The organism is Variovorax sp. IB41 (genome assembly GCF_016405905.1).
Classification (GTDB): Bacteria; Pseudomonadota; Gammaproteobacteria; order Burkholderiales; family Burkholderiaceae_C; genus Variovorax.
On the sequence record NZ_JAEFCB010000010.1, the window covers coordinates 155,355 to 175,091 of the forward strand.

The following is a 19,737-nucleotide window of genomic DNA, read 5'->3' on the forward strand; positions in this document are numbered from 1 at the left end:
TCAAGCCGTGGGCACCAGCGGCATCCGCAGCGCGAGCTGCGTTTCGCCGGGCCGCGACTGCAGCTGAAGCTCGGCCCCGAGCCTGCGTGCACGGGCGCGCAGGCTGCGCAGGCCGGAGCCCGCGGCCTTGTCGGCCCCATCGACCACGAAGCCGCGGCCGTCGTCGCGCACGCTGAGCTGCAATTCGGCACCGTCCCGCGTCACTGCCACATCGACACGGCGGCCCGCGCTGTGCTTGAGCACGTTGGTCAGCGCCTCCTGCAGGAAGCGCAGCAAATCCAGGCTCTGCGAGGGCGGCAGCTCCAGCGTCTCCAGGTTCGACACCTGCCAGCGGCAATCGATGCCGTTCGCATCGAGCAGCTGCGAGGTGCGGTGCCGCAGCGGCGCGAGCAGCTCGCCGAACGCGCGCGCGCCGTCGTGGCGGCCGGTGGCTTCGATGATCAGCCGCAGGTCGTCGCGCAGGCTCTTGAGCATCGCGAGCAGCTCGGGCGCGGAGAGGTTCGCGGGCGTGCGCTCCAGCGTCGCGATGCTGCCCACCAGCATGCCGCCCAGGCCGTCGTGCAGGTCGCTCGCGAGGTTCACGCGCTCGCCGATGCGCGCATGCGCGAGCTCCAGCGCATGCTGCTGCGCGAGCGTCGAGGCCAACTCTGACTTCGCGGCGTTCACTTCTTCGATCAGCTCGGTGTTGAAGTTCTCGATGCGCTCCAGGCTCTTGACGAAGCGCGCGGCCTGCGTCAGCGCCATGCCCAGAAGCAGCACGTAGGACGACATGGTCGTGTAGTAGATGTTGCTGTCGATCACCTGCGTGAACACCAGGAGGTCGTGCGCCGCCGTGGCGGCCGAGACGGCCATGAAAGGCGCGAGCGAACGCATGGGGCTCGCGCGATGGCGCAGGGCGTGCACGATCGATGCGCTGTTCACCGCGATGATGGTGAGGCCGCCCACCAGCGTCCAGACGGCGCGATGCACCGGCAGGCTCTGGCCGCTCGTGAACCACAGGTCGAGCACGCCGGCCAGCGCCACCAGCAGCGCCGCGGCTTCCAGGCGCGGCATGCGCCATGCACAGAAGCGCAGCGCAAAGACGATGTACGACACGCTGAAGGCGAGGAAGAGCGACGTGTTGAGCGCCTGCCAGCTGTGGTTGCCGGCAAAGGGCCACGGGCTGGTCGCGATCTGGTTGTAGCCGAACAAGAGCCACAGCACCGACATGACCGCGAACCAGCCGTAGGCCGTTTCGCGCCGGCGCAGCAACCACAGCGCCGCGAAGAAAGCCGAGACCGCGGCGCTTACCGCGAGGCCCAGCACCTGCAGGTCGCGGCGCACGAACTGCTCGCGCGCGTATTCCGCCTGCATGGCCGCGGGCGTGCCCAGGCTCACGGGCCCGAGGCCCGCCTGGTAGGCGAAGAGGCCCGACACGCGCACCAGCAACGTGTTGGTGCCGCCGGGTTTCAGCAGCGGCGGCGCTAGCAGCCATTGGCGCGGCACGTTCCATGCGCGCGTCAGCGGCTCGACCAGGCTCTCGTCGCGCGAGATCGTCGTGCCGTTGAGCGACACCTCGCCGGCCATGTTGAGGTAGTGCAGCAGCAGCCCGGCCTCGCGCACCTGCGCCGGCTGCTCCCAGGTCAAGCGGTACCAGACCACGCCGTCGAAACCTGGCCAGCGATCGGCCCAACTGTCGGGCAGGGTGACGGGCGTCCAGCCGTCGGCGGGCGGGGTGGTGTCGTCCCAGCCGGTGGCGCGCGCCGCTTCGACGTGGAGTGCGGGCGGCGGTGGCTGCTGCGCCATCGCCGCGGTGACCGTGAAGAGCAGGAAAAGGAGGGCGCCGATCGACGTAACGAGCCATGCCCGCGCTGTCGCCAGGCGGGAGCGTGCGTGGTGCGCATGGCTCGGGCCCTCCTGCGGTCGATGTTCTCGGTGCGGCATTCGCGATCTACCAGTGCTCGGGGATGGCCCCGCAGGCGGGCTGCGCCGGGTGAGGTGAAGAGGAGATGGCGGCGCCCCGGTCGGCGCCTCAGCGCAGCAGGCCGTGCCTGCGCCCCTGGAACACCGCCTCGGTGCGCGAGGTGACGGCCAGCTTGCGGTAGATGTTCTTGGTGTGGCATTCCACCGTGAGCCGCGAGATCGACAGCGACTCGGCCATGTCGCGATTGCTCAGCCCCTGCGCGACGAGCTCCAGGATGCTGCGCTCGCGCGGCGTGAGCGCCACGGGCAGCGGCGGGGGCGCATCGGCCGCCAGCACTGCCGACAGCGACGGCTGCTGCGCCGCGAGCCAGCCGAGGATGCGCCGCGCGATCGCCGGATCGATGGGCGCGCCGCCCTGCTCGATGCTGCGCAGCGCGATGCTCAGTTCCAGGTCGTCGCGTTCCTTCAGCAGATAGCCGATGGCGCCGGCACGCAGCGCGGCAAAGATGATTTCCTCGGTCCGCCAGGCCGAGACCACCACCGCGGGCACCTTGGGGTGCAGCGTGCGCATCCAGCCGATCAGCTCGACGCCGCTGCCGTCGGGCAGGCCGATATCGACCAGCGCCACGCCGAAATCCTGCTCGTCGAGCAGCGCCTTGGCGGTGGTCACGCTGTCGGCCCAGGCGATCTGCGGCTCGTCGCATCCGAGCGTGGACAGCACATAGGCCAGCCGCTCGCGCATGGCCGGATCGTCTTCGACCACCAGGGCGGGGCTCAACGAAACGGCTTCGACGTCTTCCAGCTGCAAATTGGACATGTGGGCGGAATTTTGATCGGTCCCTGGGTCTGTACGACGTTTTTACTTATATCGGGATTGTTGCAGAACATGCCGGTTGTATCCGAGAGTTTCCTGGTTGAAAACAGGGGCGGCGAAGAGTCGGCACGAACCATCGCGCTCTTTGGAATAGTGCGTTCGGAGCGGGTCCGGCAGGCCGTTACGGGCCTGGATGGCACGAATACCGCCGTATTCGCCCGCGAGCGCTCCCATAGACCTGGAGACAATCCCCGCATGCCCGACCTTCATGAACTGACCCGCCGATTCGCGCGGCCCGGCCGCCTCGAGGCCATCCTGCTGCGCCCGGCGCGCCGCACGCCGGTGCTGTCGGTGACCGAGGCCGTTGCGATGGAAGGTCGCGGGCTGGAAGGCGACCGCATCGGCGCCGCGCGCCCCGGCGGCAAGCGGCAGGTCTCGCTGATCCAGCAGGAGCACCTGCCCGTGATCGCTGCGCTCACCGGCCATGCGCAGGTCGATGCAGAGGGGCTGCGCCGCAACCTCGTCGTCTCGGGCCTGAACCTGCTGGCTGCACGCTCGCTGTTTCGCGACCAGCCGCTCGTGCTGGCCATCGGCGCCCAGGTGCTGCTCGAGGTCAGCGGCCCGTGCGAGCCGTGTTCACGGATGGAAGAGCTGCTCGGCCCCGGCGGCTACAACGCCATGCGCGGCCATGGCGGCGTGACGGCGCGTGTGCTGCGTGGCGGCGTGCTGCGCGTGGGCGACGGCATCGAATGCCGCCCGCTTTCCGCCGATGACTCACAACAGGTTGCGTAGCGCGGCCTCGACCGCCGCGGCAGTCGCCAACGGCTTCTCCATCGGAAACAGGTGCGTGCCGTCGAGCATCGCGATGCGCCCCTTGGTCACCTGCTCGGTCATCGCCATGCCCACGCGCTTCATCTCGGCCGACTGCCGCCCGCCGATGAACGCCGCCTTGCACTTGAGCGGGTGGCTGCGCAGCAGCGCGCCCAGGTTGTGGGGCAGGGTGTTGTAGATCGCGGTTTCCACGTCGCGGTCGAAGCTCAGCTCGCGGCTGTCCTCGCCTGCTGTAATTCCGCTTGAAGTGCCGTCGAAGGTGCCGTGGTCGATGTAGTCGTGCAGCACCTGCTCGTCCCACTTGGCGAACGCCTTCTTGCTGCGGAAGTGCTCGAACACCGCCTCGCGGTGCGCCCAGGTGTTCTTGCGCTTGCGGCTGATGGCGCCGGGCGAAATGCTCTTCATGAGCGGCGTGCGCTTCACGACATTGAGCGTGTTCGCGCGCCAACCGCCCAGGATCGGCGAATCGATCAGCACCACACCGCGCGCGAGCGCCGGATGCAGCGCCGCGCACATCAGGCTCAGGAATCCGCCGAGCGAATGGCCGATAAGGAACACCGGCCCGCCCGCGCGATCGGCGCGCACCTGCGCGAAATCGGCCAGCTGCTGCACCAGATGCGGCCAGTTGTCGGTGACGGGGTACTTCGGGTCGTGCCCGAATTTCTCGATGGCATCGACCTCGAAGCCGCGGTTGCGGAGGCTGTCGAGGACGACGCGGTAGGTGCTCGCGGGGAAGCTGTTGCCGTGCGAGAAGATGACCGGCGGCACGGCTTTCTTCAGATCAGCTTTTCGTCGGGGGTCGAAATTTTCCGCAGTGCCCCGTGCCGCGTGGCCGGCATCTTCAGCGGATGCTCGGTATGGCTGTCGTCCCACACCGGGTCCTCGATGCTGTCGAACACCTCGCGCAGCTTCTGGCCCCAGCTGTTGTGCATCATGCGGTAGTAGGGGTTGTCGGCGTCGATGCAGATCACCCGGTCGGTCTCGAACTTGTTGGCCTCGTACACCACCAGGTCCAGCGGCAGGCCCACCGAGAGGTTCGACTTCATGGTCGAGTCCATCGACACCAGCGCGCACTTGGCGGCTTCATCGAGCGGCGTCTCGGGCGTGAGCACGCGGTCGAGCACGGGCTTGCCGTACTTCGATTCGCCCACCTGGAAGTAAGGCGTCTCGGTGGTCGCTTCGATGAAGTTGCCCGCGGCGTAGACCAGGAAGAGGCGCATGCCTTCGCCCTTGACCTGCCCGCCGAAGATGAAGGACACGTTGAAGTCGAGCCCCGCGTGCTTGAGCGCCTCGGCATCGCGGTCGTACACATGGCGCACCGCCGAGCCCAGCACGCGGGCCGCGTCGAACATGCTCTTGGCGTTCCATATGGTGATCGGGTCGCCCTGCGAGCCGTCTTCGCGGGTTTCGCGAAGCTCTTCGATCTGCAGGATTTCGCGCACCGACTGCGAAATGCTCAGGTTGCCCGACGACAGCAGCACCATCACCCGGTCGCCCGGCTGCTCGTAGACGATCATCTTGCGGAAGGTGCTGATGTGGTCCACGCCCGCGTTCGTGCGCGAGTCGGAGAGAAACACCAGGCCGGCGTTGAGTTTGATGCCTACGCAATAAGTCATGAGTTCGTCTCGCATGAATCAGGCCACTCAGGCGGCACTGCGTTCACGCGTGTTCAGTTTCTGGAGGGCATAGAGCGCGTCGAGGGCTTCGCGCGGGCTCATGGTGTCGGGGTCTAGCGCAGCCAGCGCGGATTCTACGGCGCTGGCCAGCGGCGTCTCGGCCACCGGAGGCGGCGCAAACAGGTCGACCTGTGCACGCGTTTGCGCATGCTGCGATTCGAGCGCTTCCAGCGCCTGCCGCGCATGGTTGACCACCGCCGCCGGCATGCCCGCAAGCCGCGCCACCTGGATGCCGTAGCTCTTGCTGGCCGGGCCGGGCTGCATTTCGTGCAGGAACACGATGTCGCGGCCCGCCTCGGTCGCGCTCACGTGCATGTTCACCGCGCCGTGGTGCGTGGCCGGGAATTCGGTCAGCTCGAAGTAGTGCGTCGCGAACAGCGTGAAGGCCTTGCTGCGGTCATGCAACTGCGCTGCAATGCCCGCGGCCAGCGCGAGGCCGTCGAAGGTGCTGGTGCCGCGGCCGATTTCGTCCATCAGCACCAGCGACTGCGCCGTGGCGCTGTGCAAGATCTGCGCAGCCTCGGTCATCTCCAGCATGAAGGTCGACTGCGCATTGGCCAGGTCGTCCGCCGCACCGATGCGCGTGTGGATCGCATCGATCGGCCCGAGCCGGCAGGCCGCCGCCGGCACGTGCGAGCCGATGGAGGCGAGCAGCACGATGATCGCCACCTGCCGCATGTACGTCGATTTACCGCCCATGTTCGGCCCGGTGATCACCTGCATGCGCTGCTGCGGCCCGAGCTGCGTGTCGTTGGCGATGAAGCCGCCCGACGACTTTTCGGCCAGCCGCGCCTCCACCACCGGATGCCGCCCCTGCTGGATCTCGATGCATGGGTGCGCCACGAAGCTCGGCGCGCGCCAGTGCAGCGTGTGCGAGCGCTCGGCCAGCGCGCACAGCGCATCGAGCGTCGCGATGCCGCCGGCCAGCTGCGTGAGCGCGGGCACCGAGGGCTGCAGCGCATCGAGCAACTGCTCGTAAAGCCACTTCTCGCGGGCGAGTGCGCGGTCTTGCGCGCTCAGCGCCTTGTCCTCGAAGGCCTTCAGCTCGGGCGTGATGAACCGCTCGGCGTTCTTCAGCGTCTGGCGGCGGCGGTAGTTGTCGGGCACCTTGGAGAGCGCGCTCTGCGTCACCTCGATGTAGAAGCCGTGCACCCGGTTGAACTGCACCCGCAGGTTGCTGATGCCGGTGCGCTCGCGCTCGCTCACTTCGAGCTTCAAGAGAAAGTCGTCGCAGTTGTCGCTGATGGCGCGCAGCTCGTCGAGCTCCGCGTCGTGGCCGGTGGCGATCACGCCGCCGTCGCGCACCAGCGCCGACGGGTCGGGCTTGATCGCGCTCACCAGCAGATCGGCGCAGCCCGGCGGCGGCGCGAGCCGCTCGGCGATGCGCGCCAGCAGCGGCGCGGCGGCAGGGAGGAGCGGTGCCAAATGCTCGGCCTTGTCGAGCGCCAGACGCAGCGCCAGCAGTTCGCGCGGGCGCACCTGGCGCAGCGCGATGCGCGCGGCGATGCGCTCCACATCGCTCGTGTTCTTCAGTTGCTCCCGCAGCGTGCGCCAGGGCGCGGCCGTGCCGCCGAGCACCGTGGACTGCAGCGCGCCGATGGCTTCGAGCCGCGCTTGCGCTTCGCTCCGGTCGCGCCGCGGCGAGAGCAGCCAGCGCTTCACGAGGCGGCTGCCCATGCCCGTCATGCAGGTGTCGAGCAGCGAGAACATCGTGGGCGAATCCTCGCCGCGCAGCGTCTGCACCAGTTCGAGGTTGCGCCGCGTGGTGGGCGGTAGCTCGATCAGGTCGCCATCGCGTTCGACAGAAAGCCGCTGCACATGCGAGAGCGCACGGCCCTGCGTGTGCTCTGCATAACCCAGCAGCGCGGCGGCCGCGGCATGCGCGTTGGTCAGCGATTCGGCATTCCACGCGGCCAGGCTGTTGCTGCCCATCTGCTCGCTGAGCTTGCGCTCACCGAGGCCGCCGTCGAACTGCCACGCGGGGCGGATCGAGAGCGTGAAGGGCGTTGCCGCCCGCGCGGCCTTCAGGCGCTGCTCGAAGGCCGGCGTCACCTCCGCGCTGTAGAGCAATTCGCTCGGCGCGATGCGCGCGATCCACGCCTCGAGCGCATCGGCCGGGCACTCGGCCAGCCGCAACTCGGCGCCCGTCACGCTCAGCCACGCGAGCCCGCAGAAATTGCGCGTGCCCGCATGCACCGCGAGCAGCAGCGATTCGCTCTTGTCGTTGAGCAGTTCCGAATCGGTCAGCGTGCCGGGCGTGACCACCCGCACCACCTTGCGCTCCACCGGCCCCTTGCTCGCGCCGACCTCTCCCACCTGCTCGCAGATGGCCACCGATTCGCCCAGCTTGATGAGCCGCGCGAGGTACGTATCGACCGCATGAAAGGGCACGCCGCACATCACCACGGGCTGCCCGGCCGACTGGCCGCGCTGGGTGAGCGTGATGTCGAGCAGCCGCGCGGCCTTTTCGGCATCGGCCCAGAACAGTTCGTAGAAATCGCCCATCCGGTAGAACAGCAGCGTGTCCGGATGGTTCGCCTTGAGGCCCAGGTACTGCGCCATCATGGGCGTGTGCCCGGAGAGATCGCTGGTCGGGGGAAGGGGTTGGGCAGTCGTCGTTTTCACTCGGGGGATTATCGGGGACGGGAGGGCGGCGCTCAGCCGACGCTCAGCTTCACCGGCTTGCCGATGCGGCTGAGCATTTCGACCAGCGTATCGAGGGTGAATTTGGTGGTCTTCCTGTTGACCACGTCGGAAACCCGAGGGCGGGAGACCATCAGGATTTCTGCGGCTTCGGCCTGTTTCAGGTGATGCGCTTCGATCCAGTTCGACAGCTCTTCCATGAGCTGCTGCTTCAACAGCCGCGTGTCGTTGATCTGCTTTTGCGATGCGGCCTGCAGACGCTTGGCCTCGGCCGCGGGAAAGCCCAGTTCGAGAAAGATGTTGGCGCCCGGCTTTGTGACGTGCTGGATGGTGGTGTCGGTCTTCATGGTCGATGCTTCCTTGTGTCGATCATCGCGCGGTAGCGCGTCTCGGCGATGGCCTTGTCCTGCTGGCTGGTGGCTTGTGTCTTCTTCTGGAAGCAATGCAGGACATAAATCGCTTCCTCGAACTTGGCTACGTACATCACGCGATAGATACCGCTTGAATCCCTGAGCCGGATTTCCCGCGTGCCGGCGCCAACGTCGTTGAAGGGCTTCCAGTCCGTCGGGTCCAGCCCGGCCTGTACCTTGCCCAACTCGAAGCCGGCTGCCCGGCGTGGCTCCTCGGGGAAGGTCAGCAGATCCGCATAGGAAGAGCCAACCCACCGAATTTCCTTTTCGTCCATCAACGCGCCTGTCTGTATAAGATTTTATACGCGAAAGCCGATGCGCTCCACACGCAATGGCTTCCCCCCTGTCGAATCATTCTCGGCACGGCCTGCATGCTTTTTCGCAGGCGCCGGCCAACTCGGTCCCGATTACCGTGAACTTTGCGCGGGTACCAAGGCTGATCGTTCGCGCGGCGTGCGGCAGCGATACCGGGCGCAATGTCCGCATCCATCCGTCCGCATCCCCCCGCTCTAAAATCCCCCCGCGCAAACCCCGCGTGAAGAACAAGGCGCCCATGGCCCCCCCGGAAGAAATCAAAGGCCCTGAAGCGGACGCGCTCCCCGACACCGCCACCTTGCCCGCCGAACTCGCGGCGCTGTATCTGTGCATGTCGCCGGCCCAGCTGGCGGACCTGCGCAAGTCGAAGCGCCCCGAGCGCGGCGCGGGCAACGGCCCCTCCGTCATCCGGCCCGTCGAAGGCGGCCCGGCCGGCCCCAAGGACCCGGTGCTCTACCAGCTGGGCACGCTGCGCGAGTATGCGAAGGCGCACGCCGCGCCCTCCGACTACGACACCGCATCCAAGAGCGGCATGCTCGGCTGGGTGTCCGCCAAGCTGCCTTTCTTCGCCGAGCGCGAGCCGCGCATCAAGCGCGGCAAGCGCGTGCTCATCGGCGGCGCGTGGGACCGCGCGGACCCGCTGCGCGAGAAGCGTTTCATCGATCTGGCCAAGGGCCGCATCCGCTTCACGTCGCTCACCTGCGCCGAAGCCGCAGTGAGCCTGTGGGCCGACGTGGCGAGCCACGCGGCCTTCGCCGAAAAGGGCCTCGCCTTGCTCAACGGCGAGACGCAGGCCATCGAGGCCTCGCTGGCCGCCACCCGCGACCTGGCCGCGGCCTCGAAATCCGACGCGGCGACCTGACGGGTCCCGCCGCACGACCGACCATGGACGAGCACCGATGCTGATCAACTGCGTGGCCTACGAAAACGGCGCCAAGCTCGCCGACATTCCCGTCGAGGACATCAGCGACTACATCACCCGGCCCGGCTGCTTCGTCTGGGTGGCGCTGAGCGATCCCGCGCCCGAGGAACTGGCCGAGATGCAGAAGGAATTCAACCTGCACCCGCTGGCCGTCGAAGACGCCCACCACGGCCACCAGCGCCCCAAGGTCGAGGAGTACGGCGATTCGCTCTTCGTGGTCATGCACCTGGTGGAGCCCTCGGCCGAAGGCGAGCACTGCGTGAACGTGGGCGAGGTGGACGTGTTCGTCGGCCGCAACTACGTGCTCTCGGTGCGCAACCGCAGCCAGCAAGGCTTTCTGGGCGTGCGCGAGCGCTGCGAGCGCGAGCCCGACCTCTTGCGCAACGGCGCGGGCTTCGTGCTCTATGCGCTGATGGACGCGGTGGTCGACCGCTACTTTCCCGTCATCGATGCGCTCGAGGTCGAGCTGGAGACCATCGAGCAGCAGATCTTCGGCCACAGCGGCGCGGCGCGCGACAAGATCAAGCAGCTCTATGACCTGAAGCGCCGCAGCATGACCCTGAAGCGCGCGGTGGCCCCGCTCGTGGAGGCCGCGGGCAAGCTGTATGGCGGGCGCGTGCCGCAGATCTGCATGGGCACGCAGGAGTACTTTCGCGACGTGGGCGATCACCTGGGCCGCATCAACGGCTCCATCGACGCGATGCGCGACACCATCGGCACCGCCATCGCGGTGAACCTGTCGATGGTGACCATCGAAGACAGCGAAGTCACCAAGCGCCTGGCCGCCTGGGCCAGCATCTTCGCGGTGTGCACCGCGTTCGCCGGCATCTGGGGCATGAACTTCGAGAACATGCCCGAGCTCAAATTCCGGTACGGCTATGCGGTGGCGCTGGGGCTCATCGTCAGCACCTGCGGCTATCTGTACTACCGGTTCCGGCGCGCGGGATGGCTCTGAAGGCCGTGCGCCGCTCAGCCTGCTAATCCCAAACTAATAAACATGTAGATAATCCAGTCCCTTATGAAAAGGGACTTCACCCAGCGCTTCGGCTTCCTCGTCAAGGAAGTCGGCAAGCTCTACGTCGATGAGTTCGACCGCCTCGCGCGCGAACGCATCGGCCTGACCAGCGCGCAATGCCGCCTCCTGGGCGTGCTCGCGATGCGCGGCGACGAAGAGCCGCTCTCGCAGGCCGAACTCGCGCAGCGCCTGGATCTCACCCCCATGGCCGTCGCGGGCCTGTGCGACCGCATGGCGGCAGCCGGCTGGATTCGCCGCGAGCCCAGCGCCACCGACCGCCGCGTCAACAAGATCCACCTGCAGCCCAGTGCCGAGAAGGCGCTCGATGCGGCGCTGAGCATCAGCGACGGCCTCAACGCCCGCGTGATGTCGGTGCTCTCCCAGCCCGAGCGCGCGCAGTTGCTGGTCCTGCTCAACAAGGTGCGCGGCAGCCTCATCGACATCACCTCCGGCGACGCGCAAAAGCCATGAGCGTCGCCCCCGGAACCACCGTGCCGCACCGCGGCATGATCACCATCTCGATCATGCTGGCGACCATCATGCAGGCGCTGGACACCACCATCGCCAACGTCGCCTTGCCCCACATGCAGGGGAGCCTTCAGGCCTCGCAGGACCAGATCACCTGGGTGCTCACCTCCTACATCGTCGCCTCGGCCATCGCGCTGCCGCTCACCGGGTGGCTGTGCGGCCACTGGGGGCGGCGGCGCGTGTTCATCATTTCGGTGATCGGGTTCACGGTCGCTTCGGCGCTGTGCGGCGTGGCGACGTCGCTCGTGGGCATCGTGGCCGCGCGCCTGTTGCAGGGCGTGTTCGGCGCGGCGCTGGTGCCGCTGTCGCAGGCGGTGCTGCTCGATATCAACCCGCGCGAGAAGGTCGGCCAGGCCATGGCCATCTGGGGCGCGGGCATCATGGTCGGGCCCATCCTCGGGCCGCTCTTGGGCGGCTGGCTCACCGAGAACTTCGACTGGCGCTGGGTCTTCTTCATCAACCTGCCCGTGGGCATCTTCGCGTTCTGGGGCATCGCGCGCTACCTGCCCGAGAGCCGGCCGCAGGGCGAGAAGCTCGACATCTTCGGCTTCGTCACGCTGAGCCTGGCCATCGGCATGCTGCAACTGTTTCTCGACCGCGGCGAACAGCTCGACTGGTTCGATTCGTGGGAAATCAAGCTCGAAGCCGCCGCCGCGCTCGTGGCCTTCGGCTTCTTCGTGGTCCACACCTGGACCGTGCAGGGCGTGTCGTTCTTCGACCGCGACTTGCTCAAAGACCGCAACTTCGTCACCGGCCTTCTGTTCGCGTTCATCGTCGGCATGATCCTCTTCGCGACGATGGCGCTCTTGCCCAACTTCCTGCAGGGCCTCATGGGCTATCCGGTCGTCTACACCGGCGAGGTGACCGCGCCGCGCGGCGTGGGCACCATGATCGCGATGATCATCGTCGGGCGCCTCGTGCAGCGCATCGACGTGCGCGCCATCATGGCCGTGGGCTTCGGCCTCACGGCCTTCTCGCTCTACCAGATGACGCGGCTCACGCTGCAGATGGACAGCAGCCTCATCGTTCTCTCGGGCTTCATCCAGGGGCTGGGCATCGGCTTCACCTTCGTGCCGCTGTCGACCGCCACGTTCGCGACGCTCGCGCCTCGATTGCGCAACCAGGGCACGCCCATCTTCAGCCTGCTGCGCAACATCGGCAGCAGCGTGGGCATCTCGATCGTGCAGGCGCTGTTGACCGAAGGCTCGAGCAAGGCGCATGCGCAGATCGCGGCGACCGTGACACCGGGCAACCCCGGGCTGGTCAACCTGCCGCCGATGATGTCGCCCGACACCATGGCCGGGCTCGCGATGCTCAACGCCGAGGTCACGCGGCAGGGCGCGCTAATCGGCTATCTCGATGACTTCGCGATCATGATGGTGATCACGCTGCTGGCGATTCCGCTGCTGCTGCTGATCCGCAGCCCGCGGCGCAATGCGGCCGCGTCAGGCCCCGCAGAAGTGCCGCACTGAGTTGGAGTTTGAATTTCTCCCTCCCCCTCTGGGGGAGGGCAGGGGTGGGGGCAAGCGGCGGTCGATGAGGCACTGCGCTTGACCAGCGCCGCTTGCCCCCATCCCAGCCTTCCCCCAAAGGGGGAAGGAGCAATGCGGGATCACTCGTCGTGCGAATCGTGCGTGGCCGCAGTGCCGCGCCGCCAGTAGCCCGACGCCCGCGTCCACTTCGGGTTCGCGCCGCGCTCGCCTACGAGGTGCGCGCGCACGGCCTTCGCGATGCCCGACTCGCAGCCGACCCACGCGTGAAAGTCGCCGGCCGGCAGCTTCGCGGCCTTCAGCGCATCGACCAGCACCGTGCTCACGCCGGCCTCGGCGCCGCGCCGATGCACCCAGTGCAGCGTGAGCTCGGCCTCGGTCTCGAACGGAATCTCGTCCGCCTCGCTGTCGACTTCCGCCAGCACCACCACCCGCGCTCCGGCCGGCAGTTCGGCCAGGCGGCGCGAGATGGCGGGCAGCGCGGTGTCGTCGCCCACGAGCAGGTGCCAGTCGAACTCGGTCGGCACGATGAACGAGCCGCGCGGGCCGCCCACGCCGAGCGTGTCGCCGGGCTTGGCCTTCTCGGCCCATTGCGTGGCGGGGCCGGCGTCGTGCAGCGCGAAGTCGATCTCCAGCGTGTTGGCCTTGGCGTCGTGGCGGCGCGGCGTGTAGTCGCGCATCGTCGGGCGGCCGCTCGCGGGCCAGACCGGACCATCGGGCCCGGCCGTCGGCAGCGTGAGCTGGCCCGTTGCGGCATCGGGGAAAAAGATCTTCGCGTGGTCGTCGAACCCCGGGCTCGTGAAGCCCGGGAGGTCGTCGCCAGTGAGCACGATGCGGATGAGGTGCGGCGTCACGCGCTGCACCGTCTTCACCGTGAGCTGGCGAAAGCGAAGGTCATGGCGCACGCGGCGCGGCGTGCGGTCTGGAGTGCTGGAAGAAGCAGTAGTAGTAGTGAAGTCGGTCATTTCAAAAAAGTTGATTCAGATGCGCTCTAACTGTTGAGCGGCGCTGTCGAGCACCGCGGCGAAATCGTGGGCTTGTTGTTCGGTGAGGGGTGCGCCCGCGAGGCGCATGCGCATCGCGAGCTTCAGGTTTTCGATGGCGCGCGTGACCTGCGGCGGGCGTCCGCCGCGCGGGCCCGCGCCGTCCACGCCGCCCGACATGCGGGCCATCATGGCGTCGGCCGTTTCTCGGTTGGCGGCCAGAAACTCCTGGCCGCCGGGCGTGATGCTGTAGCGCTTGCGGCCGCCGCCATCGGCCGTTTCCACGCTCAGGTGGCCCATCTCCTCGAGCAGCGTGAGGGTGGGGTAGACCACACCGGGGCTCGGCGCGTAGCTCCCGCCCAGGCGGTCTTCGATGGCCTTGATGAGCTCGTAGCCGTGCGACGGTTTGTCGGCGATCAGCTGCAGCAGCACGAAGCGCAGGCCGCCGTGGCCGAACACGCGCCCGCCGCCGCGTCCGCCGCGGCCTCCATGCATGCGCTCGTCGCCGGGCGCGCCGTGGTGCCGGCCGCGGCCGCCCGAGCAGCCGTCGTCGTGTTCGCCACGGGGGGCGTGGCAGTGGTGGTTGTGGTGGTGATGGCCGAAGTGGGGGTGTCGCATGTCGATGTCCTTCATGACTGGTATCGAAAGTATTTTAGATATATCGATTTAAAAGTCAAACAGGCCCGCATCCGGCCCCCCCGCAAGACGGAAACGGGTGGACGGGGTGCTACGCGGCGCCGGCCCGGTGCTGGTGCAGATGCGCCAGCGTCAGCGCCTCGCCGATGTGCGACAGCTGCACGGCGGCCGCCTCGGCCGAGCCTTCCGCGACCTCGGCCACGCGCTCGAACATCTGCGTTTCGTAAGCCGCGACGGCGCCGTCGCAGTCCTGTTCCGAGGCCAGCAGCGCGGCCAGCTCTGCCGCATCCCTCAGCGCGGCATTCACGCCTTCGCCGCCGAAGGGCGACATCACATGCGCCGCATCGCCCAGCAGCGTGAGCCCGCGCCGGTGGGCCCAGCAGTGCCCGACCGGCAGCGCATGAATCGGCCGCGCCGCAAAGCTGTCGTTGCTCGCGCGAAAGAGATCGGTGATCGCATCGCCATACCCCGTGAACTCGGCAAGCAAGGCGCTGCGCACCGCGGCGGGCGAGGCGAAATCGAAACGCTGCGCCGCCCAGTCCGCCGGCACCCGGAAGATCGCGTACCCCCGGATGTGCGCGTTGCCGTTGCGCTGCGCAATGATCGACATGCCATCGCCCTGCACATCGAGCTTGCCGCGCCCGACCAGCTGCGCGAGGGCAGGGTGGCTGCGGTCCACGTCGTCGATGCCGAACTCGATGAAGGTCAGGCCGCTGTACTGCGGCTTGTACGGCGACAGCAGCGGCCGCACGCGCGACCACGCGCCGTCCGCGCCGACCACCAGATCGAAGGGCCCGGCCTCACCGTTCGAGAAGACCAGGTTCCATCGCCCATCGTTCAGCGGCACCACCTCGCGCAGCGCGCACCCCCACTGCACACAGCCCTCGGGCAGCGACGCGAGCAGCATGTCGCGCAGCGCCGTGCGATCGACCTCGGGCCGGTCGCCCGCGGACGCATCGGGCTCCTCGAAAAGCACGCGCCCCGACTTGTCGACCAGCCGCGAGCCCTGGTCGTCATAGCGCGCGATGCGAAGGAACCCGGCTTCGAGACCGGCGCGGCGCACGGCCATCAGCCCCGAGTCTTCGTGCAGGTCGAGCGTGCCGCCCTGCGGCCGCACGAGCGCGCTGTCTTCGCGCTCGAACACGGTGGCCGCGATGCCCGACAGGTGCAGCAGGCGCGCCAGCATGAGGCCGCCGGGACCCGCGCCGACGATGGCGATGCGGGGCGTGAAAACAGAAGAAGAGGGATGCATCCGGATGACTCCGCAGAAAGGATAGGTTCCTATCCATATTAGCATAGGAGCCTATGTATAGAATGAGCGCATGACCGAAGCCAACGACACCCTCGATCTCCCTGAAACCAACCCCCTCAAGCTCATCGGCCGCGTCGCCCGCGGCTTCGTGCGCATCGCCGATGCCGACCTGCGCGAAGCGGGCCTGGCCGCGGGCCAGCTGCCGGTGCTCGTGTCGCTCAAGAAAAGCAAGGCGCTCTCGCAGGCCGAGCTCGCGCGCATCGCGCAGGTCGAGCAGCCCAGCATGGCGCAGCTGCTCACCCGCATGGAGCGCGACGGCCTGGTCCAGCGCGTGGACGACCCCGCCGACAAGCGCAGCCGCCTCATCTCGCTCACGCCGCTGGCCGCGCGGCGGCTGCCCAAGGCGAGGGCGCTGATGGAAGGGCACACGCAGCAGGCGCTGGCCGGCTTCTCCAAGGCGGAGGTCGCGCAGCTGCTGGCGCTGCTGCGGCGCGTGAATGCGAACGTGGAGCGCATGGGCGGCGGCTGATGGCACCGGCGCGCAGCGGTGTCGCCTTGAACGATTGACGGTCGGCCCGCGCGAAGCGCATCGCATCGCACCGTGCGACCGAGGGAATGAGCGACCGCGCAGCATCCCTGGCTTCATCGCGCGCTTTACGGCCCCATGTGCGCGATGAATCGAGCGGGACGAATTGCGCACAGCCCCGCCTCGTTTTTCTTCGTCGGATGCCGCGGCTTTTGCACCGCGCCTGGCGCGCGTCGGGCCTTCAAATGTCAGCCCTTTGTGTCCCTCGGCCGCGAGCCCGCAGATACCTCGCGAATTCGAGAATTCCTAGACGAATTCTCTTCGCCGGACACGGCTTTGCTTCTCTACAGTGAATGCCCTGACGACAAGACGCCGCACCGAATGCGCGACGAACAGCGTCAGACAAACAACCCCGGAAAAACGAATGAACGAATGAACCGCTTTGCCTCACAGCGGGTGTCGATGGCCTTGTGCTGGCGATGCGAATGTGAGGCGCAAAAGGCGACGGCCAAGGTGTTCACGCACCTTGGCCGTCTAACCACATGACGTGCAACTATTTACTGAAAGCACACCAAATGGCTAAGCAAATTATCGCCGGGCGCTCTACGCCCAAGTCTTCCCGTCACACGGCAACCGCCATCACCAGCGGCTCACCACCCGTGCCCCCGACAGGCCAGGACGCATTCGACCTCCTCGAAAACAAAGCCGCCCAACTCAGATCACTGCTGTGGTGCGCCTACGGCGGCAACGGCTGGTTCGAAGAAGCAGGAGAAGAACACCGATCGAACATCGTCTGGATCGCAGCGGATCTGGCGATGGAGGTGGAGGAGTTGGTGCAGGGGAGTGTGAGGGGGTAGGAGCTCAGTGCCGTCATCGCTCGCTGGGATGACGGCTTGAGAGCAGCAAATGTTCTAAGTTGTGCAACGTTTCATCATCCGCACAGAATCAGGAGCGCCAGACTGTTCGCTAGGCCGCGTAAAAAAGCTTGTTGAGTTGGGCCCGTCGAGACACCTTGCCGAGCGGTTCGATAGCGAATTCCAGAGGCCCGGTTTCTCTTTAAACCGCGAGAAGCGCCATCAATTCGGGTCTAGGCATGCCTCCTCAGGCACGTCGACAGCACGTTCAAAAAGCAGGGCGCGCCATGTCATTCGCTCTTCATCACAGTTACAGCCGAGAGTTAGAGCGAACTCAACCTGATTTTTCAACTACCCTTTGATCCAGAGCTGGCCACATTAGCCATTCAGTTGGGTTCCTCAGAATTGCGTTACTAATTTCTGAATTTATTGTTGTAGCCAATGCGCTTACGTTGTTGATTTCTTTAAAGTGTGAGAGCGTTCCAATATCTTTTTTAACTGGACCAAGCACCCTAATTTCATAGTTGAAAAGTTTTCCGAGTTTTAGGATGCCTATTGGAGTTCTAACAGGATAGGAGAGAAAGTTAACGATCTCCTGCTTGGTTTCTTCGTAGCAATAGTCAAACATTGCCACGATTGGAGTGCCATTTCGCATTTCCCGTACTAGTTTGGAAATTGGCTTTCCAGATCTAAAGTTGAACGTTAGGCCGGCGCTGGTAAGGTCCTCTAGCCAATCTGCATCGCGCGCAACCAGAATTATTGCTTTGTGAGCCAGGAGAATAGGGCGTAAGGTTGGGTAATCGCGAAAGTGCCAGCATAAGTAAAGTGTTTTTGAGCCTCCTTCTAAATTTACTGCCCGACTCGATATAGCCGTTCCGGCAGCTTGCTCTGCGTTCTTATAGCAACTATTTAAGTACCCATTTATGAAGTCGGACTCATCTAAATACCCACTGCCGAGCCGATTTGTGACGATTTTGTAGTTCTTGAATGCTTTTCGAACCATTGGTGAGCTTTTATCCCACGTCTGACTAAGCAAGTCTTGTCGGCCGATCGAGTCATCACGTAGCTTTCGAAGTTTTGCAATGAGCGATTCTTCATTCATAAGTAAAGATTATTCGCATTAGTTGGGTAACACGTGCTTGCGATAGTACGAAATTAACGGGCCGGAATCCAAGCCAATATTTGCTATTTCTTCTAATATTGTTGGGTAGATGAATTTAGCAATGCTACAGGTGACTTGATCTACCGTATGACTGCTGCCGGTCGACGAAATTGCTTTGCCCACGCAAGTGCCTCCGCACAATCCAAATAGAGCGCAAGTTGAACAAGAATTCCCGAAGCTTTTAAGCCAAATATGCCTTTCGCCAATTTTTTCACGCGCCGCGAGAACGGTATCGTCGTTGGGGTTTTGCGTCGCATCTCCGATCTCAAAAAAAGGATCGTAAATAATATCGCAGGAGCGCAACTTGTTTTCTGAATCCAATACCAGGAATTCATTGGCAGCGGCACAGGGTCCTCTGTTGCAAAAATCCCTTGGGATAAATGAAAAAAGATTGTCTATATAGCTTACTAGAGAGGATATATTAATTTTTGAAATTTCTCCCCCCTGGATAAGCTTGACGAGACGAGCATATAAAAGTGCTGCATCTTTAGGACTTGGAACTTCGTGGGTCAATCCCAGTCCTTTCCCCGTAGCATCCATGAAGGCGAGGGATAGACTCCGAAAACCTTGGTCTTGCAACCAAATTGCAAAATCGGGGATTTCGTTTATAGAGCTTTGTGAAACTACTGCAAGAACTCCACACCTTCGCCTGATGAACTCGCCGAAGTTTTTGAGAAGATGTTGAAGTACGTCGAACGAATTGGACCCTCTGGGTCCAATTCGAAGTTTGTTGGAATTGTATGTTTTTCCATCAAAAGAAATACCGACAGTGAATTTCTTTGTTTCCAAGAAATCAACTATCTCTTGGGTGAATAGAGAGCCATTTGTTTGAATTGTGTATTTGATTTTTTTGTGTTGATGATTTTTTTCTATGAATTCAACTATTTGTTTGATGAAATCAAATCTTAATAAAGGCTCGCCACCGTGAAACGCGATGTTTAAATCATCTTGAGTATTGAGGATTTCAGATATTACACTAACAGTGCGCTCCGTTGATAATCGCGTCTTAAAGCGCTTCGCCTCGTAGTCATAGCAATAAGTGCATTGAAAATTGCAGCTTCCGGTAACTTTAAGCAGTAGGGTTGTTATTTTTTTCTTTTTAATAATTGTCGAGGCTGAACTCAAATCCCCTTGGGCAACAAGTAGGCCGGCATGCCACAAAACATTCAGTGTCGATGTCTGCGAGAGCGAAGTATCTTCAAGTTTTATTGATTTGGAAAGCCAGTGGGTTAAACTAGCGTAATCGCGCTCCTCAATGATGACCCAGCCCGTATGCTTTGAGGCCAAGATGGCAAGTTTTCCATCACGCAAAGTCAAAATTCTGTGCTCAGAAAGACAGAGAGGCTTTTTATCCGGGATCGACGCACGATCAAACATGGCGCTCCAATACTAGTGGTTAATGCATTCAATGACCACCGATGTCGCAGGTTGTTTTGGTCCACATTGCATTCATTCCTTTTTCTTCGGCTCGAGAAATTCGAAGATCTCCGGCCGATCTAATCGGAATGTGTGGCGCGATTGCGTTTTGAAGAGCCTTTCCAAAATCATCGGAAAGATTGGCTTCATCGAAATTGTCATCGACGGTGATTTCAACTGAGATTTGCAACTTCTTTGTCATAAAATGATCCTGGTTATGAGAGTTTATGAGTAATGTTTTAAATTTGCCTTGGGCTACATCAGATCGTTTGTAATAAACCTGGTGCAAGGATTGGTGTATGTGTTCTGTTTTTAATTGTCAATCCCATATATTGGTGAATTCCGACGAGAGTTTTGTCGAT

At 64.0% G+C, this 19,737-nt stretch carries 20 protein-coding genes; 7 read left to right on the forward strand and 13 right to left on the reverse strand.

Features of this window, described 5'->3' with window-relative positions:
- Both JC881_RS19180 and JC881_RS19185 read right to left on the reverse strand, forming a co-directional pair.
- On the reverse strand, positions 1-1,923 hold the full coding sequence (locus tag JC881_RS19180; RefSeq protein WP_233101898.1) for a sensor histidine kinase: 1,923 nt from the start codon (positions 1,921-1,923) through the stop codon (positions 1-3).
- An 88-nt stretch (positions 1,924-2,011) separates the two neighbouring features.
- Positions 2,012-2,719, reverse strand: coding sequence for a response regulator transcription factor (locus JC881_RS19185; protein WP_198787297.1), 708 nt, complete (start codon positions 2,717-2,719; stop codon positions 2,012-2,014).
- Between the two features lie 252 nt (positions 2,720-2,971).
- Here JC881_RS19185 and JC881_RS19190 point away from each other — a divergent pair, with 252 nt between their 5' ends.
- Entirely contained in the window at positions 2,972-3,508 is a 537-nt protein-coding gene (locus JC881_RS19190) for an MOSC domain-containing protein (RefSeq protein WP_198787298.1), read from the forward strand.
- Here JC881_RS19190 and JC881_RS19195 read toward each other — a convergent pair.
- From JC881_RS19195 to JC881_RS19215, 5 genes are read right to left on the reverse strand one after another with little or no spacing between them, the layout of a single operon-like run.
- Positions 3,491-4,315 (reverse strand): alpha/beta fold hydrolase, encoded by an 825-nt coding sequence (locus JC881_RS19195; RefSeq protein WP_198787299.1) that lies wholly within the window; start codon positions 4,313-4,315, stop codon positions 3,491-3,493. The genes JC881_RS19190 and JC881_RS19195 overlap by 18 nt on opposite strands.
- A gap of 8 nt (positions 4,316-4,323) precedes the next feature.
- The gene (locus JC881_RS19200) at positions 4,324-5,163 is read right to left on the reverse strand and encodes a proteasome-type protease (protein ID WP_013542517.1); all 840 of its coding nucleotides are present in this window, start codon (positions 5,161-5,163) and stop codon (positions 4,324-4,326) included.
- A gap of 27 nt (positions 5,164-5,190) precedes the next feature.
- Positions 5,191-7,848 (reverse strand): DNA mismatch repair protein MutS, encoded by a 2,658-nt coding sequence (mutS, locus tag JC881_RS19205; protein ID WP_198787300.1) that lies wholly within the window; start codon positions 7,846-7,848, stop codon positions 5,191-5,193.
- A gap of 32 nt (positions 7,849-7,880) precedes the next feature.
- Positions 7,881-8,213 carry a helix-turn-helix domain-containing protein gene (locus JC881_RS19210; RefSeq protein WP_198787301.1) on the reverse strand — a complete coding sequence of 111 codons (333 nt, stop codon included), beginning with the start codon at positions 8,211-8,213 and terminating at the stop codon, positions 7,881-7,883.
- Complete coding sequence (locus JC881_RS19215; RefSeq protein WP_443083361.1) at positions 8,210-8,551, reverse strand: type II toxin-antitoxin system RelE/ParE family toxin; 342 nt, start codon at positions 8,549-8,551, stop codon at positions 8,210-8,212. The genes JC881_RS19210 and JC881_RS19215 overlap by 4 nt, the downstream gene beginning before the upstream one ends.
- 278 nt (positions 8,552-8,829) lie before the next feature.
- Between JC881_RS19215 and JC881_RS19220 the strand changes: the two genes are divergently transcribed.
- The 4 genes from JC881_RS19220 (at position 8,830) to JC881_RS19235 (ending at position 12,528) form a co-directional block, all read left to right on the forward strand.
- A complete protein-coding gene (locus JC881_RS19220; protein WP_198787303.1) occupies positions 8,830-9,453 on the forward strand; it encodes a hypothetical protein in 624 nt (207 codons plus the stop codon).
- A 37-nt stretch (positions 9,454-9,490) separates the two neighbouring features.
- Positions 9,491-10,468 carry a magnesium/cobalt transporter CorA gene (corA, locus tag JC881_RS19225; RefSeq protein WP_198787304.1) on the forward strand — a complete coding sequence of 326 codons (978 nt, stop codon included), beginning with the start codon at positions 9,491-9,493 and terminating at the stop codon, positions 10,466-10,468.
- A 63-nt stretch (positions 10,469-10,531) separates the two neighbouring features.
- On the forward strand, positions 10,532-10,999 hold the full coding sequence (locus JC881_RS19230; RefSeq protein ID WP_198787305.1) for a MarR family winged helix-turn-helix transcriptional regulator: 468 nt from the start codon (positions 10,532-10,534) through the stop codon (positions 10,997-10,999).
- Positions 10,996-12,528 (forward strand): DHA2 family efflux MFS transporter permease subunit, encoded by a 1,533-nt coding sequence (locus JC881_RS19235; protein WP_198787306.1) that lies wholly within the window; start codon positions 10,996-10,998, stop codon positions 12,526-12,528. Before JC881_RS19230 ends, JC881_RS19235 begins: the two co-directional genes overlap by 4 nt.
- A gap of 140 nt (positions 12,529-12,668) precedes the next feature.
- Here JC881_RS19235 and JC881_RS19240 read toward each other — a convergent pair whose 3' ends face one another.
- The 3 genes from JC881_RS19240 to JC881_RS19250 form a co-directional block, all read right to left on the reverse strand.
- Positions 12,669-13,511: a siderophore-interacting protein gene (locus JC881_RS19240; RefSeq protein WP_198787307.1), complete on the reverse strand. Its 843-nt coding sequence runs from the start codon at positions 13,509-13,511 to the stop codon at positions 12,669-12,671.
- Between the two features lie 15 nt (positions 13,512-13,526).
- Complete coding sequence (locus JC881_RS19245) at positions 13,527-14,147, reverse strand: PadR family transcriptional regulator (protein WP_198787308.1); 621 nt, start codon at positions 14,145-14,147, stop codon at positions 13,527-13,529.
- Positions 14,148-14,256: 109 nt separating this feature from the next.
- The gene (locus JC881_RS19250; RefSeq protein ID WP_198787309.1) at positions 14,257-15,417 is read right to left on the reverse strand and encodes an FAD-dependent oxidoreductase; all 1,161 of its coding nucleotides are present in this window, start codon (positions 15,415-15,417) and stop codon (positions 14,257-14,259) included.
- Between the two features lie 70 nt (positions 15,418-15,487).
- On the opposite strand from JC881_RS19250, the gene JC881_RS19255 reads away from it, so the two are divergent.
- Positions 15,488-15,946: a MarR family winged helix-turn-helix transcriptional regulator gene (locus JC881_RS19255; RefSeq protein WP_198787310.1), complete on the forward strand. Its 459-nt coding sequence runs from the start codon at positions 15,488-15,490 to the stop codon at positions 15,944-15,946.
- Positions 15,947-16,518: 572 nt separating this feature from the next.
- A complete protein-coding gene (locus JC881_RS19260; RefSeq protein ID WP_198787311.1) occupies positions 16,519-16,800 on the forward strand; it encodes a hypothetical protein in 282 nt (93 codons plus the stop codon).
- A gap of 331 nt (positions 16,801-17,131) precedes the next feature.
- Here the strand turns inward: JC881_RS19260 and JC881_RS19265 are convergent, their stop codons facing one another.
- The 3 genes from JC881_RS19265 to JC881_RS19275 are packed head-to-tail and all read right to left on the reverse strand — an operon-like array spanning position 17,132 to position 19,577.
- Positions 17,132-17,899 (reverse strand): hypothetical protein, encoded by a 768-nt coding sequence (locus JC881_RS19265; RefSeq protein ID WP_198787312.1) that lies wholly within the window; start codon positions 17,897-17,899, stop codon positions 17,132-17,134.
- A gap of 18 nt (positions 17,900-17,917) precedes the next feature.
- Positions 17,918-19,336 carry a radical SAM/SPASM domain-containing protein gene (locus JC881_RS19270; RefSeq protein WP_198787313.1) on the reverse strand — a complete coding sequence of 473 codons (1,419 nt, stop codon included), beginning with the start codon at positions 19,334-19,336 and terminating at the stop codon, positions 17,918-17,920.
- Between the two features lie 28 nt (positions 19,337-19,364).
- Positions 19,365-19,577 (reverse strand): hypothetical protein, encoded by a 213-nt coding sequence (locus JC881_RS19275; RefSeq protein ID WP_198787314.1) that lies wholly within the window; start codon positions 19,575-19,577, stop codon positions 19,365-19,367.
- Positions 19,578-19,737 lie beyond the last annotated feature (160 nt).

What these genes read in the sequence shown, in the direction of transcription:
- JC881_RS19255 (WP_198787310.1), top strand. Translation starts at nt 15,488, where the DNA reads ATGACCGAAGCCAACGACACCCTCGATCTCCCTGAAACCAACCCCCTC.
- JC881_RS19270 (WP_198787313.1), bottom strand. Translation starts at nt 19,336, where the DNA reads ATGTTTGATCGTGCGTCGATCCCGGATAAAAAGCCTCTCTGTCTTTCT.
- JC881_RS19235 (WP_198787306.1), top strand. Translation starts at nt 10,996, where the DNA reads ATGAGCGTCGCCCCCGGAACCACCGTGCCGCACCGCGGCATGATCACC.
- JC881_RS19265 (WP_198787312.1), bottom strand. Translation starts at nt 17,899, where the DNA reads ATGAATGAAGAATCGCTCATTGCAAAACTTCGAAAGCTACGTGATGAC.
- JC881_RS19200 (WP_013542517.1), bottom strand. Translation starts at nt 5,163, where the DNA reads ATGACTTATTGCGTAGGCATCAAACTCAACGCCGGCCTGGTGTTTCTC.
- JC881_RS19240 (WP_198787307.1), bottom strand. Translation starts at nt 13,511, where the DNA reads ATGACCGACTTCACTACTACTACTGCTTCTTCCAGCACTCCAGACCGC.
- corA (WP_198787304.1), top strand. Translation starts at nt 9,491, where the DNA reads ATGCTGATCAACTGCGTGGCCTACGAAAACGGCGCCAAGCTCGCCGAC.
- JC881_RS19220 (WP_198787303.1), top strand. Translation starts at nt 8,830, where the DNA reads ATGGCCCCCCCGGAAGAAATCAAAGGCCCTGAAGCGGACGCGCTCCCC.
- JC881_RS19185 (WP_198787297.1), bottom strand. Translation starts at nt 2,719, where the DNA reads ATGTCCAATTTGCAGCTGGAAGACGTCGAAGCCGTTTCGTTGAGCCCC.
- JC881_RS19275 (WP_198787314.1), bottom strand. Translation starts at nt 19,577, where the DNA reads ATGACAAAGAAGTTGCAAATCTCAGTTGAAATCACCGTCGATGACAAT.
- JC881_RS19230 (WP_198787305.1), top strand. Translation starts at nt 10,532, where the DNA reads ATGAAAAGGGACTTCACCCAGCGCTTCGGCTTCCTCGTCAAGGAAGTC.
- JC881_RS19260 (WP_198787311.1), top strand. Translation starts at nt 16,519, where the DNA reads ATGGCTAAGCAAATTATCGCCGGGCGCTCTACGCCCAAGTCTTCCCGT.
- JC881_RS19250 (WP_198787309.1), bottom strand. Translation starts at nt 15,417, where the DNA reads ATGCATCCCTCTTCTTCTGTTTTCACGCCCCGCATCGCCATCGTCGGC.
- JC881_RS19210 (WP_198787301.1), bottom strand. Translation starts at nt 8,213, where the DNA reads ATGAAGACCGACACCACCATCCAGCACGTCACAAAGCCGGGCGCCAAC.
- JC881_RS19190 (WP_198787298.1), top strand. Translation starts at nt 2,972, where the DNA reads ATGCCCGACCTTCATGAACTGACCCGCCGATTCGCGCGGCCCGGCCGC.
- JC881_RS19245 (WP_198787308.1), bottom strand. Translation starts at nt 14,147, where the DNA reads ATGCGACACCCCCACTTCGGCCATCACCACCACAACCACCACTGCCAC.
- JC881_RS19180 (WP_233101898.1), bottom strand. Translation starts at nt 1,923, where the DNA reads ATGCCGCACCGAGAACATCGACCGCAGGAGGGCCCGAGCCATGCGCAC.
- JC881_RS19215 (WP_443083361.1), bottom strand. Translation starts at nt 8,551, where the DNA reads ATGGACGAAAAGGAAATTCGGTGGGTTGGCTCTTCCTATGCGGATCTG.